The organism is Kitasatospora sp. NPDC087314 (assembly GCF_044744365.1).
Classification (GTDB): Bacteria; Actinomycetota; Actinomycetes; order Streptomycetales; family Streptomycetaceae; genus Kitasatospora.
In genome coordinates this window covers 157131-170582 of record NZ_JBIUYE010000004.1, presented here as the reverse complement: position 1 = coordinate 170582, position 13452 = coordinate 157131, and the positions used below count along the sequence as shown (strand labels likewise).

At 73.2% G+C, this 13452-nt stretch carries 10 protein-coding genes and 1 pseudogene; 6 read left to right on the top strand and 5 right to left on the bottom strand.

Features of this window, described 5'->3' with window-relative positions:
* Window position 1: 1 nt before the first annotated feature.
* From ACIO5E_RS10090 to ACIO5E_RS10065, 6 genes are all read left to right on the top strand, one after another.
* Window positions 2-901 (top strand): ABC transporter permease, encoded by a 900-nt coding sequence (locus tag ACIO5E_RS10090; protein WP_400665630.1) that lies wholly within the window; start codon window positions 2-4, stop codon window positions 899-901.
* Window positions 898-1680: an ABC transporter ATP-binding protein gene (locus tag ACIO5E_RS10085; protein WP_400665629.1), complete on the top strand. Its 783-nt coding sequence runs from the start codon at window positions 898-900 to the stop codon at window positions 1678-1680. The genes ACIO5E_RS10090 and ACIO5E_RS10085 overlap by 4 nt, the downstream gene beginning before the upstream one ends.
* Window positions 1677-2558: an ABC transporter ATP-binding protein gene (locus tag ACIO5E_RS10080; protein WP_400665627.1), complete on the top strand. Its 882-nt coding sequence runs from the start codon at window positions 1677-1679 to the stop codon at window positions 2556-2558. Before ACIO5E_RS10085 ends, ACIO5E_RS10080 begins: the two co-directional genes overlap by 4 nt.
* Window positions 2559-2648: 90 nt before the next feature.
* On the top strand, window positions 2649-4271 hold the full coding sequence (locus ACIO5E_RS10075) for an ABC transporter substrate-binding protein (RefSeq protein ID WP_400665625.1): 1623 nt from the start codon (window positions 2649-2651) through the stop codon (window positions 4269-4271).
* Window positions 4272-4345: 74 nt separating this feature from the next.
* A complete protein-coding gene (locus ACIO5E_RS10070) occupies window positions 4346-5407 on the top strand; it encodes an LLM class F420-dependent oxidoreductase (RefSeq protein WP_400665623.1) in 1062 nt (353 codons plus the stop codon).
* Window positions 5408-5515: 108 nt separating this feature from the next.
* The gene (locus ACIO5E_RS10065; protein WP_400665621.1) at window positions 5516-6610 is read left to right on the top strand and encodes an LLM class flavin-dependent oxidoreductase; all 1095 of its coding nucleotides are present in this window, start codon (window positions 5516-5518) and stop codon (window positions 6608-6610) included.
* Window positions 6611-6848: 238 nt separating this feature from the next.
* On the opposite strand, the gene ACIO5E_RS10060 is transcribed toward ACIO5E_RS10065, so the two are convergent.
* From ACIO5E_RS10060 to ACIO5E_RS10040, 5 genes and pseudogenes are all read right to left on the bottom strand, one after another.
* Window positions 6849-8765, bottom strand: coding sequence for a ricin-type beta-trefoil lectin domain protein (locus ACIO5E_RS10060; protein WP_400665619.1), 1917 nt, complete (start codon window positions 8763-8765; stop codon window positions 6849-6851).
* Window positions 8766-9118: 353 nt separating this feature from the next.
* Window positions 9119-10410: pseudogene (locus ACIO5E_RS10055) on the bottom strand (DUF885 domain-containing protein).
* Between the two features lie 314 nt (window positions 10411-10724).
* Window positions 10725-11312: a cysteine dioxygenase gene (locus ACIO5E_RS10050; RefSeq protein ID WP_400665617.1), complete on the bottom strand. Its 588-nt coding sequence runs from the start codon at window positions 11310-11312 to the stop codon at window positions 10725-10727.
* Between the two features lie 3 nt (window positions 11313-11315).
* Window positions 11316-13046, bottom strand: coding sequence for a cation acetate symporter (locus ACIO5E_RS10045; RefSeq protein ID WP_400665615.1), 1731 nt, complete (start codon window positions 13044-13046; stop codon window positions 11316-11318).
* Complete coding sequence (locus tag ACIO5E_RS10040; protein ID WP_400665613.1) at window positions 13043-13429, bottom strand: DUF485 domain-containing protein; 387 nt, start codon at window positions 13427-13429, stop codon at window positions 13043-13045. The genes ACIO5E_RS10045 and ACIO5E_RS10040 overlap by 4 nt, the downstream gene beginning before the upstream one ends.
* Window positions 13430-13452 lie beyond the last annotated feature (23 nt).

Below are 13452 nucleotides of genomic sequence, written 5' to 3'. Positions count from 1 at the left end.
TGTGACGTCACGTGTCCTCAGCCGAGCCAACCTCGGCCTGACCGTCCCCGCCGCCCTCGCGGCGCTGCTGCTCCTGCTCGCACTCGCCGCGCCCCTGGTGGCCCCGTACGACCCGGCCGCCGGACGGCTGGCGGACCGGCTGCTCGACCCCGGCAGCCCCGGCCACCCGCTCGGCACCGACGGCCAGGGCCGCGACCTGCTCAGTCGGCTGATCTGGGCCGGGCGCGCCTCGCTCACCGGCGGGTTCGTGCCGGTCGCGGTGGCCGCCGTCGTCGGCACGCTGCTCGGCGTGGTGGCCGGGCTCGGCGGCCGGACCACCGAGCAGGCCCTGCTGCGCCTGCTGGACGTGCTCTACGCCTTCCCCGGGGTGCTGCTGGCGATCGCCGTCGCCTCACTGCTCACCCCCGGCCTGGGCGCGACCGTGCTCGCGCTCTCGGTGGTGCTCACCCCCGCGGTGGCGCGGGTCGCGTTCACCGAGACCCGGCGGGTCCGGAGCGCCGAGTACCTGGCGGCCGCCCGGGTCAGCGGCGCCGGCTGGGGGGCGCTGGTCCTCCGGCAGGTCGCCCCGGTGGTGGCCCCGGTGGTCCTGGTCTACGCGTCCTCGCTGGTCGGGCTCGCCATCATGTACGCCGCCGGGCTGTCCTTCCTCGGGCTCGGGGTCGCCCCGCCCACCGCCGAGTGGGGCGCGATGCTGGAGGAACTGCGACCGTCCCTGCTCACCCACCCCTGGGTGGCGGTGCAGCCGGCCCTCGTCATCCTCGTCGTCTCGGTCGTCTTCAACACCCTCGGCGAGGCGTTGCGCACCCGCATCGGCGACACCGCCGCCCAACTGCCGCCGTCGGCCCCCGCCATGGCGGGCCGGCTCCCCCGGCCGCGCGCCGCGAAGCGGGTGGGCGTGTGAGCGCGCTGCTGGAGGTCGACGGCCTGACCGTCGAGTACCCCGGCGGGGTCCGGGCCGTCGACGGCGTGTCCCTCGCCCTTCCCGCAGGCCAGGCCCTGGTCCTGCTCGGCGAGTCCGGCAGCGGGAAGACGACCGTCGCCCGTACGGTGCTCGGGCTGCCCGGGCACGGCGCCGCCGTCACCGGAGCCGTCCGGCTGGCCGGGACCGACCTGCGGTCGCTCGGTGAACGCGAGCTGGCCGACGTCCGCGGCCGGCGGATCGGCTACGTGCCGCAGGACCCGACCGCCTCCCTCGACCCGCTGCGCCGGATCGGCCCGCAGCTCGCCGAGGTGCTGCGCCGGCACGGGATCGCGAGCGGCCGCCGGGCCGCCCGCGAGGCCGTCCCCGGGCTGCTCGTCACCGCCGGCGTACCCGACCCGGAGCGGGTCGCCCGGGCGTACCCGCACGAACTCTCCGGCGGCCTGCGCCAGCGCGCCGCGATCGCCGTCGCGATCTGCTGCGGACCGGAACTGCTGATCGCCGACGAGCCGACCACCGCGCTCGACGCGCTGGTCCGCGGCCGGATCCTGGACCTGTTCACCACCCTGCGCGCCGACTGCGGCATCGCGCTGGTGCTGGTCACCCACGACCTCACGGTGGCCCGCCGGATCGGCGGCACCGTCGCGGTCATGCGGGCCGGCCGGATCGTCGAACTCGGCCCCGCCGACCGGGTGCTCGGGGAACCCGAACACGCCTTCACCGCCGCCCTGCTGGCCGCCGAACCGGGAGCCCGCCGATGAGCACCCACGCCCGAGCACAGGCCCACGTCCACGCCCCGGCACAGGCCCACGTCCACGCCCGAGCCCGTGGACAGGCCCGCGCCCTGCCGGTTGCGGCTCGGACCTCGCCCGGCCCGGCCCCCGCCCTGCTCGTCGTCGACGCCGTCACCAAGCGCTACGGCGACCGGAGCGCCCTGGACGGCGTCAGCCTCTGCGTCGCGCCGGGCGAGACCGTCGGCCTGGTCGGCGAGTCGGGCTCCGGAAAGTCCACCCTGGCCCGCCTCGCCCTCGGTCTGCTGTCCCCCGACTCCGGCAGCGTCCGCTTCGCCGACCGCGATCCGTACCGGCTGCGCGGCCGCGCCGACCGCGCGCTGCGGGGCCGGCTGCAGTTCGTCCCGCAGAACCCGCGCGGATCGCTCAACCCGAGCCTGCGGGCCGGGGAGGCGGTCGCCTTCGCGCTCCGGCTGCACGGCACGCCACGCGCCGAGCGCGCCGCGGCCGTCGCCCGGCTCTTCGCGCAGGTCGGCCTGGAGCCCGCGCTCGCCGCCCGCTACCCGCGAGAGCTGTCCGGCGGGCAGCTCCAGCGGGTGGCCGTCGCCCGGGCCCTGGCCACCGAGCCGGACCTGGTGGTCTGCGACGAGCCGACCTCCGCCCTGGACCGGAGCGTGCAGGCCCGTCTGCTCGATCTGCTGACCGACCTGCAGGAACGCACGGGCCTGGCCTACTTGTTCATCTCCCACGACCTCGCCGTCGTCCGGCACCTCGCCCACCGGGTCCTGGTGCTTCGGCACGGCCGGGTGGTCGAGGAGGGCCCCACCGACCTCCTCTGGGACTCCCCCGCGCACCCGTACACCCGGGCCCTGCTGGAGGCTGCCGGCGGCGGTTCCGGAGCGCCGTAGCGCGCTTCCCACCCGGCACCGCCGGAGCTACGTACCGCCGAAATCCCGTACCGCTCGAACCCCACACCACTGAACCGACGAGGAATCGCCATGACGCGCACCGCCCGGATCCGCACCAGAGCCGTCGCCCTGCCGGCCGCCGCCGTCCTGCTCACGGCGGCAGCCGGCTGCGCCGGGTCCGACGGCGGCTCCGCGGGAGCGGGCGGCGACGACGGCCACGGCCACGGCGGCACCCTGGTCATCGGGGCCACCGGCAAGCTCCCCAACCCCGACACCGTGATCGGCGGCGCCGGCTTCGAGGGCAAGCGACTGGTCTCCTTCCAGCTCTACGAGGGCCTCACCCGGTACGAGCTGCTCGAGGACACCGACAAGCCGCCGGTCGTCACCGGCGCCCTGGCCACCGACTGGCAGGTCGCCGCCGACGCCAGGACCTGGACCTTCACCCTCCGCAAGGGCGTCAAGTTCCAGGACGGCACCCCGTTCGACGCCGACGCCGTGATCTTCAACCTGGCCCGCTACCTCGACAAGAAGAGCCCCGAGTACACCGACGCCCTCGGCGCCGCCGCCGCCGAGTACGCGGGCGACATCGCCTCGTACCGCAAGACCGACGCCGACCACGTCGAACTGGTCACCAAGGACCCCAACGGCCACTTCCCCGAGGACCTCGCGCACGTCCTGATCGCGAGCCCCACCGCCGTCCGCGGCACCGGTTCGGCGCACTTCTCCGAGCACCCGGTCGGCACCGGCCCGTTCTCCTTCGTCTCGCAGACCGAGGGCCAGCAGATCGAGCTGGCCGCCAACAAGGACTACTGGCGCGGTGCCCCCAAGCTCGACCGGCTCGTGATCAAGGCACTGCCGGACGCGGCGGCCCGCACCGCGGCCCTGCGCTCCGGCGGCGTGAACTGGATCGAGTACCCGAACCCGGACGACATCGACAGCCTCAAGGCCGACGGCGTGCAGATCGCCACGAACAGCTACGACCACCTCTGGTACTGGATCCTGGACACCTCGAAGGCGCCCTGGAACAACCCGCTGGTCCGCAGGGCCGCCAACTACGCGATCGACCGCAAGGCGATCGCCGAGAAACTGCTGCACGGCACCGCCGACCCCGCCTACCAGGCCGCGCCGCGCGCCACCGCCGCCTACCACCCCGCCGGGGACGTCTACTCCTACGACCCGGCCAAGGCACGGCAGTTGCTCACCGAGGCCGGCGTCCCGAACGGGTTCAGCACCTCCGTCACCGTGCCCACCGGCGGCAGCGGAAACCTGCTGCCGGTGCCGATCGCCGAGGCGCTCCAGCGGGACCTCGCCGCCGTCGGCATCAAGGTCGAGCTGCGCACGACCGACTGGACCACGCTGATCGGCGCCGAGGCCAAGGGCCAGGTGGCGCTCGGCTCCGACGCCGTCGCCCAGTCCACCACGCTGTTCCAGTCCGAGGCGCTGCTTCCGCTGTTCATCGGGTCCAAGAGCCCGTTCTGGACCGGCCACTACGCCAACCCGCAGGTCGACGAGCTGCTCGCCTCCTCGGCCGCCAACACCGACCAGGCCGCCCGGCAGGCCGGGTACCGCACGGCGCTCTCGCTGGTCACCCAGGACGCCCCCTGGCTGTTCGTGGTCAACGACCGCAATCCACGGGCCCTCTCGCCGAAGGTCCAGGGGCTGGTTCAGCCGCGGTCCTGGTTCCTCGACCTGACCACGGTGCGGGTCCGCTGACCCCGGGCACCGCCCCCTTCGACCCCGTACACCGCCTCCGCGCACCGAGTACCACAGGAAGGACGGCCATCCCGATGACCGACCCGCACCGGCCCCACCACCACACCGGGACCGTCCCGCCCGACGCCCCGCACGGCACCGGGCCCGCCGCGCCGCCCAAGTGGGGCATCACCCTCCCCCTGCCCGGCCTCACCATCGACCGGCACCGGTTCCTGGTCGAGCGGCTTCCCGACCTCGGCTACACCGACGTGTGGAGCGCCGAGGGCGGCGGCACCGACGCGTTCACCCCGCTGGCCGCCACCGCGGCCTGGTCCCCGACGCTGCGGATCGGCACCGGCATCGTCCCGGTGCACACCCGCGGCCCGGCCGTGCTCGCCCAGACCGCCGCGACGCTCGCCCAACTCGCCCCGGGCCGGCTCCTGCTGGGCATCGGCGCCTCCGTCCCCGCACACGTCACCGACATCAACGGCATCCCGTTCGACGAACCGTTCAAGCGCACCCGGGACGTGCTGCGGTTCGTCACCCGGGCGCTGCGCGGCGAATACGTCTCGGGCGGGTTCGACACCTTCGACATCACCGGCTACCGGCTGCCGCACCCGCCGGCCGAACCGGTCAAGGTGATCCTGGGCGCGCTGCGGCCCAACATGCTCCGGCTCGGCTTCAACGAGGGCGACGGCGCCATCACCAACCTGCTGTTCCCGCACGACGTGCCGAAGATCCTGGACGCCGTCGGTCCGCAGCCGCCCGGGAAGGAGCTGGTGGTCAAGGTCTTCGTCTGCCCCACCGAGGACACCGACTACGCCCACCGCGCCACCCGCCCGTTCCTGGCCTGGATCCTCAACCGCGAGCCGTACCGCAAGTTCCACGAGTGGCTGGGCCACGGCGACCTGCTCGCCGAGACCCACCGTCTCTGGGCCTCCGGCGACCCGGAGGGCGCCCAGAAGGCGCTGCCCGACGAGGTCGTCGACGGACTGTTCGTCAGCGGCTCGCCGGAGGAGTGCCGGGAGCGCATCCTCGCCTACCACCGCCCCGGCGTCACCACGATCCAGCTGTACGTGTCGCTGCCGCCCGAGGTGTTCGTCAGCCGGGCCAAGCTGCTCGACACCCTGGCCCGGCTCGGCCCGGCCGCCCACTGACCGTCGCCCTGCATCCCATCCGTCCTCCGCCCCATCCGCCCTGCCCACCATCCGTCCTGCACCCCCATCCGTTCTCACCGCATCCGTCCTCACAGCCCGAGGAGAGCCGTGCCCCTCGAAATCCGCGGCGGGGTTCGCGCCGCACCCGTACCCGGTCGCACCCCGCAGGAGCGCCAGGCGCTGCGCTGGGCCCCCGACGGCCGCGACCGCACCGCCGACCCCGAGCACGTCGCCCGCACCGCGCGGGAGAACGAGGAGGACGGGCTGGACAGCGCCCTGGTGGTGCAGTCCAGCTCGTGGCCCGACCCGTGGCTGGTCGCCTCGTGGGCCCTCGCCGCCACCAAACGGCTCCGCATCGCGGTCGCCCACCGCGTCGGCACCACCGCGCCGACCGTGGCCGCCCGCTCCCTGGCGACCCTGGACCGGCTCTCCGGCGGGCGGGCGGCGGCCCACGTCATCATCGGCTCCAGCGACCACGACACGGCCCGCGACGGCGATCTCCTGGACAAGCAGGACCGCTATCGCAGGGCCGACGAGTACCTCGACCTGTTCACCCGCTACCTGGCCGCCGACCAGGACATCGACCACAAGGGCGAGTTCTACACCGTGGCCGCCGCCCGCCCCGGTCTGCACCCGAGACCGGGCGGCGAGCTGGTCTCCTTCGGCGGCTCGTCACCGCAGGGCCTCGACCTCGCGGCCCGCTACGCGGAGGTGTACGCCGTCAGCCCGCTGCCCCTGCCGGACACCCGCCGGCGGATCGCCCAGGTCCGCGCCGCAGCCGCCGCACACGGCCGGACCCTGCGGATCTGGCGGCACGTCACCCTCGTCCTCGCCGACACCGACGAGGCGGCCCGCGACCGCGTCCGCCAGCTGCGCCGCGACGCCCTGCGCCTCACCGCCGGTGGCGGCGGCGGACGCTGGGCGGAAGCCGTCCAGCTCGACCGGGACCGCGAGCGCGGCCGCTCCGACCCGTCCCGCGGCGACGAGCAGGTGGCCGCCTACATCCGCCGCTCCCTCACCGCCGCCTACGCCGGCTCCCCCGCCACCGTCGCCGCCCGCATCGGCCTCCTCCGCTCGGCGGGCGTGGACATCGTCCAACTCGACCTCCCCGTCGAAACCGACCACGACCGCGATCTCCGCCGCACCCTCATCCGCCACCTCCGCACCGGCCGCGGCACCCCCGCCGACCGCCGCGTCTGGTAACCCGCGCCCTTGCCCCGGGCGCCCCCGCCGTTCTCGCCTCCGCCCACCGTCCGCCCCTCAGGTCGCGGTACCGGGCGTACGAGGCCTCGGGGGCGCGCACCGGCGCGGTTGCTGAGGGGCACCACGGGACGGGCCCGCACCGACAGCCCGGGCCCGCGCCGACAGTCCGGCAGGAAGGCCAGGACATCGCATCGGCACGGGCCCGGTCGGGTCAGGGGACGTGGCCCCTGGTGGAGGTCTACTGCCAGGCGTCGTTGACCGTGGCCGCGTAACGGTCGTTGTTCGTCAGCGGGTTGAGGCCGAGTGCGCCGTCGATGGTGCGCAGCAGGCCGTACTGGTCGGTGCGCTGGTTCGACTGGTAGCCGGTCTTGACGGTGTTCTGCGAGCCGAGCAGCAGGGTCGGGGTCCGGTTGGGGTAGCTCGGGCCGTAGGCCTTGGTCGCGCCCTCGTCCCAGGTCAGGATCAGCAGCGAGCGCTGGGTGGTCCACGCGGGCGAGTTGAGGATGGTCGGCAGGGTCTGCTTGAGCCAGTTGTCGCCCGCGGTGACGCCGCAGGCCTCCATGTCGGTGCAGTCGTCGGCGGCGAACCAGGCGAAGTTCGGGGTGGTCGCCGTGGACCGCAGGTCGGCGGTCAGCTGGGTGAGCGGCTGCATGTGCGCCTGGCAGTAGGCGGCGTTGCTCTTCATGTTCTGGAAGTAGTAGAACGGTGCGTCGTCCGGCGCGTAGTAGCCGTGGCTCGACGTGTCGCAGTTGCCGTTCGCGCCGTCCAGGTACTCCTTCCAGGTCTTGCCGGCCTGTTCCACCGAGTTGCCCAGGTGCGGGGCGTTGATGGTGGTGGTCGAGACGCTGTTGTCGGTCAGCCCGTACAGGCCGCCTCCGGCCAGTGCGACGTAGTTCGGGTCGCTCGGGTGGGTGGTGGCGAACGACTTGGTCAACGACGTCGCCTGCGGGAGCAGGCTGTTGATGTACGGGGCCTGCGAGGTGTTGCCGATGATGTTCTCGTAGTCCTGGTTCTCCATGTAGACCAGGAAGACGTGGTCGTAGCCGGGAACCGAGTTGACCGGAGCGGTCAGTGCCGGGGTCGGCACCGCCGTGGTCAGGGTGAGCGAGAGGTTGTCGGCGTATCCGTCGGTGGTGTTGCCGGCCGTCCAGGTGAAGGCCAGGTCGACCTTGATCGAGCGGGTGCCGGCCGGGACCGTGCCGGTGGCCGTCCGCTGCAGGAGCGCGGTGGCCAGGCCTCGGTCGGTGCTGGTCACCGGGGCGATCTGGGCGGTGGAGAGGGTGGCGCCGCCGGCGTTCAGGAAGGTGGCGGTCAGGCCGACCCGGTCGTTCTGCGCGGCGTAGCCGCCGAGCCAGCCGGAGAGGTTGTAGCCGACGGTGCCGGTGTCGATCGACTGCGCGGCCGCCGAGACGTCGACGCTCTGGGAGAGACCGGAGTTGCCGGTGGCGCCACCGGCGAAGAACGCGGCCCCGCGGCCGGTCGGGCCCGGGGTGCTCGCGTCGGGGTAGCCGCTGGCGCCGTAGCAGACCAGGTTCGGCATGCCGCTGGTGATCGTCCAGCCCGGGACGGTCATGCCGTCCAGGCCGTTGGGCGAGCAGATCGCGACGGACTCGGCACCGGGGTCGACCAGCAGGTTGTCGCTGGTGACGGAGCCGACGGCCGGGCCGGCCCACTGCTGGTTGGCCTGACCGCTGCCGCAGGTCCACAGATCGACCCGGGTGCCATCGGCGGAGCTGCCGCCGAAGACGTCCAGGCAGAGGCCGGAGACCGGGTTGACCAGCGTGGTCCCCCGCACCGCCCACTGCTGGCGGGCCTGGCCGTTGCAGGTGTACAGGTCGGCGTAGGTGCCCGCGGCGGTGCCGCCGGCGGTGGCGTCCAGGCACTTGCCGAGCGTACGGATGGTGCCGTCACCCGGCAGGGTCCAGGTCTGGTTGTCGGCGCCGGTGCAGTGCCACAGGATGATCTGGTTGCCGTCGGCGGTGCCGGCACCGGAGTCGTCCAGGCACTTGCCGGCCAGGCCGGTGATCGGGCTCGACACGGCGGCGGCCTGCGCGGCCGGAGCCGCCACGAAGGCGCCGACCAGGGCGACCAGACAGGAGATGACCGCCGTCAGGGCTGTGGCGCGAACGCGCCCGGGAAGTCTGTGCAGTGGCATGGCGAAGCCTCTCGACACATGGGTTCTGGGAGCACGGAACAGAGTGGTGCGAGGTGGGGCGGAGACATGCTGGGGAGCAAACCTGTATGGCCAACAGCGCTGAAGCAGCCCAAGTATGACGATCAGGCGGACTTTGGGGGGCGAAGTTGTCCGAACAAGTACCCCGCCGCACCGGCCGGGCCCGCGCGACCCCCGCGCTCCTTCCCGCCGCACACCCCCGACCCGCACCCCCGGATGTCGCACGACCCCGCACGGCCCCGATCACGGCGCGCCGGCTGCCGCCCGTACAACGCCTGGTGGACGGCGCCCCAGGGGAGTCTCCGGCCGTGCCCGTGCGTCTCGGTTGACGGCGGTCACAGGGCTGCCAGGGCTGCCTCCAGGTCGTCCAGGCCCAGGGAGCCCTGCCGCAGGGCCTCCAGGTGCCAGCGCTTGAGGTCGAAATCGGCGCCCAGCCTGCGGCGGGCCGCCTCACGGCCGGCCAACCAGGCGCGCTCGCCGAGTTTGTAGCCGATGGCCTGGCCGGGCCGGCCGAGGTAGCGGACGATCTCACTGTGCAGGTGGGCCGGCGCCAGACCGACGTAGTCGGCCATGAAGGCCGTGGCCAGCTCCGGGGTCCAGCGCTCGCCCGGGTGGAACGGGGAGCCCGCGGGGATGACGCTCTCCACGTGCAGACCGATGTCGACGATGACGCGGGCGACGCGCATCATCTGCTTGCCGAGGTAGCCGAGGCGGTGTCCGGGATCGGTGAGGAATCCGAGCTCGTCCATCAGCCGCTCCGCGTACAGGGCCCAGCCCTCCACGTTGGCGCTGATCTTGCCGAGGGTGACCTGGTAGCGGGACAGCTGCTCCGCTGCCGCGGTCCAGGAGGCGAGCTGCAGATGGTGCCCGGGAACGCCCTCGTGATACCAGGTGCTGACCAGGCGCCAGGTGCGGAACCGCTCCTGCGCGTCGCCGTTGGCCAGCGGAAGGAAGGTCCGGCCCGGGCGGGCGAAGTCGAGGCTCGGCCCGCTGTAGTACGGCGCGGCCGCGCTGCCGGCCGGGGCGATCCGGGTGCGGCAGCGTCCAGTTCGGGGCGGAGCCGCTGCGGCGCGGGAACGACGAACTCGGCGAACCAGCCGGGCCCCCCGGCCGGCTCGCCGGTCCACGCGGTCAGCTGCGCGCACAGCACGTCGGCCTGGCGCGGCGCGGCGAGCAGTCCGCGGGCGATGCCCTCCGTCAGCGTGGCCCGGTAACCGTCCAGCGCGGCGGGCAGGTTGCGCAGTCGGCCCAGGACCGGGGCCCAGTCGTCGTCCTCGGCGGTGGGCATCATCGTGAAGATGCTCCGGAGCTGGTGCACCGGCGTGTGCAGGTTCCGCACGGCACGGAAGCTCTCGCCGGCCTCGTGCACCCGCACCTCGGCGTCCAGCCGCTCCCGCAGCAGCCGCGCGCACGTGAGCTCCGCCGGATCCCCGTCGGGCCCGGCCGCCGGGAGGGCGTCCAGGCGCGCCAGCGCCTCCCGTGCGAGCCGGACCGTCTCCTCGACTCCGTCCGGCGACAGATCGGGCATCCGGCCGTCGCCCGGCGCCAGGCCCAGGGACGTGGAGGTGACGGGATCGTGCGCGGCGACCCGGGCCACGTACTCGTCGGCGATCTGTCGTGGAGTCATTGCCAGCTCCTCCTTCGGTCCGCCAGTTGCCGTGGGGCCCACCGAAGCGGTCGGGGCGGCCGTGCTGACGCGGTCACGGAAGTAGCCTGTGCCCCGGGGCACTTCGATGGCGAGCGGACGGGCGGGATTCGACCAGGAACGAACCGTCAAGACCCGGATGGCCCCGGAAGACGGACCGAACCGCCCTGTCGGCGCGTCCGCTACGCCCCCACGCCCCCTGCTGCGCTCGGCCCCGCGCTCCTGACCGGGCGGGGACCCGGGCACGGCTGACGGGCCGTCCGGAGCGGACGGCCCGTCGGTTTGCGACGTGTCGGTCACGAGGCCAGGTCGTCCGACCTCCGCCAGCTCACCAGGTGGGCCCCGTCCGGCGGGAGGTCCACGACCGCCTGTCCGAAGACCCGGTTGATCGAGCTGTCCCCGTTCCGCGAGATGTCGGCGCCGTAGACGTGCAGGGAGACCGCGCGACCGGTGCCGCCGTTCGACACCCGGTGGATGTCCTCGTCGGGCGGCACCAGGAGCTGCACCCGGCCGGGAGAGCAGGTGGTCCGGCCGGACGGCACCAGCACCCTGCGACCGGATCTGGGGAGCCGCCACAGCCGGAACGCCTCGTCCACCTCGACGCCCTCCACCACACCTGACACGCACCAGGAGACGTGGTCGTGGATCGGGGTGGACTGCCCGGGCAGCCAGGTCAGGGCCACCACGGAGTGCGTCCGTGCGGCATGCAGCAGCCGCTGCGAGTAGCCGTCGGTGTCACCGGCGCACAGGTCGTCGGGAACGATCAGCCCGGCCCGCAGGTACTTGCGCAGGGTGTCCGCGGTGAGCTCGGCGGTCAGGACGTCCGCGGCGGCGTAGCGCGCGAGGTCGGCAAGGAACTCGTCGAGGTTGGAGCCTGGTTCCACGGTCTACCGCCCCACCCCGGTGAGCGCGCGGACCTCGAGCTCCTCGAAGCTGCGCCGGTCCGACTCCTCGTCGCGCCGGCGGCGGCGGCCGACCAGGGAACCGAGGACCGCGGCCGCGAACCCGATCGGGATCGAGATGACGCCCGGATTCTGCAGCGGGATCGGTGCGGTGGTGGTGCAGGAGATCAGCGCCGTGGCGTTGCCGACCTGCTTGCTGGACGCCTCCACCCCGCAGTCCTTCGCCTGGGCGGCGGTCAGCTTCACGGCGTGGACCGTGCCGGTCGCGCCACCCCAGCAGATCGGGGAGAGCAGCACCAGGCCGATCGAGCTGACCAGGCCCGCGTAGATGCCGCACTTGGCGCCGACCGTGGTGAAGCGCTTCCAGAACAGGGTCAGCAGGATCGCCGGCAGGTTGGCCGAGGCCGCGATGGCGAAGGCCAGCGCCACCAGGAACGCCACGTTGAGATCCCTCGCGAAGATCGACAGGGCGACCGCGACCGCGCCGATGACCACGGCGGCGATCTTCGCCGTGACCAGCTCCTGCCGCTCCGTGGCCCTGCCCTTGCGGATGACGCTGGCGTACAGGTCATGGGCGAACGACGACGACGAGGTCAGGGTGAGCCCGGCGACGACCGCGAGGATGGTGGCGAACGCCACCGCCGCGATGAAGGCGAGCATCAGGGAGCCGCCGGTGGTGCCCGCGCCACCGCCGAGGTGCTCGGCCAGCAGGGTGGCGGCGGTGTTGCCGGACGGATCCTTCTCCTTGATCGTCGCCGTGCCGACCAGCGCGGCCGCGCCGAAGCCGAGCACCAGGGTCATCAGGTAGAAGACCCCGATGATGCCGATCGCCCAGTTCACCGACTTTCGCGCGTCGCGGCCGGTCGGGACGGTGTAGAAGCGGACCAGCACATGCGGAAGCGCCGCGGTGCCCAGCACCAGGGCGACGCCGAGGCTGACCAGGTCGAGCTTCGACCAGCCGTCGGTCGACCCGTACTTCAGGCCGGGCTGGAGGAAGGCGTCGCCCTTCTTGGACGCCGTGGCGGCGTCCCCGAGCAGGTGGCTGATGTCGAACCCGTACTTCGCCAGTACCCACAGGGTCATCACGGCCGCACCGGCGATCAGCAGCACCGCCTTGACGATCTGCACCCAGGTGGTGCCCTTCATCCCGCCGACCACGACGTAGACGATCATCAGGGCACCGACCCCGACGATGGTCCAGATCTGCGCGGAGGCGCCCTTGACGTCGAGCAGCTGCCCCACGATCGTCGCCGCGCCGACCATCTGCGCGATCAGGTAGAAGATCGAGACCACGATGGTCGACACGCCAGCGGCGGTCCGCATCGGCCCGCTGCGCAGCCGCGCGGCCAGCACGTCGGCCATGGTGAACCGCCCGGTGTTGCGCAGCAGTTCGGCGACCATCAGCAGCGCGACCAGCCAGGCGACCAGGAAGCCGATCGAGTAGAGGAAGCCGTCGTACCCGGAGAGCGCGATGATCCCGGCGATGCCGAGGAAGGAGGCCGCGGACAGGTAGTCGCCCGAGATCGCGATCCCGTTCTGCAGCGCGGAGAACTGGCCGCCGCCGGTGTAGAAGCCGCCGGTGCCCCGGGTGCTGCGCCGTGCCCAGAGGGTGATGCCGAGGGTCAGCGCCACCAGGGCGACGAACAGGCCGATGGTCAGGCCCTTGTTCGATGCCGACTGCGCCGTTGCCGCGGCGAGCGGAAGGTGCTGTGTCATGCCTGGTTCTCCGTCAGTTCCTGGTTGCCGCCGCGGCCGGCCGGGGCCGGGGCGATCGGATGGGACGCCGCCGCGCTCCGCAGGGCCTCGGCCAGCGGGTCCAGCCGCCGAGCGGCGAACCGGCCGTAGGCCAGGGCGATGCCGAAGGTCGAGACGAACTGCAGCAGTCCGAAGACCAGGGCCACGTTGACGCTCCCGACGACCTTGGTCGCCATGAAGTCGCGGGCATAGGCCGAGCAGAGTACGTACGCCAGGAACCAGAGCAGGAACGCCGCCGTCACCGGGAACACGAACCTGCGGTAGGCGGCGCGCAACTCGGTGAATCGCGGATCGTCGCCGATCCAGGGTGTGTCACCGCGCGACGACGCGGCCGGGTCGATCATGGGAATCCTTCTGAGCAGTGCGG

What these genes read in the sequence shown, in the direction of transcription:
- ACIO5E_RS10080 (WP_400665627.1), top strand. Translation starts at nt 1,677, where the DNA reads ATGAGCACCCACGCCCGAGCACAGGCCCACGTCCACGCCCCGGCACAG.
- ACIO5E_RS10075 (WP_400665625.1), top strand. Translation starts at nt 2,649, where the DNA reads ATGACGCGCACCGCCCGGATCCGCACCAGAGCCGTCGCCCTGCCGGCC.
- ACIO5E_RS10070 (WP_400665623.1), top strand. Translation starts at nt 4,346, where the DNA reads ATGACCGACCCGCACCGGCCCCACCACCACACCGGGACCGTCCCGCCC.
- ACIO5E_RS10060 (WP_400665619.1), bottom strand. Translation starts at nt 8,765, where the DNA reads ATGCCACTGCACAGACTTCCCGGGCGCGTTCGCGCCACAGCCCTGACG.
- ACIO5E_RS10045 (WP_400665615.1), bottom strand. Translation starts at nt 13,046, where the DNA reads ATGACACAGCACCTTCCGCTCGCCGCGGCAACGGCGCAGTCGGCATCG.
- ACIO5E_RS10040 (WP_400665613.1), bottom strand. Translation starts at nt 13,429, where the DNA reads ATGATCGACCCGGCCGCGTCGTCGCGCGGTGACACACCCTGGATCGGC.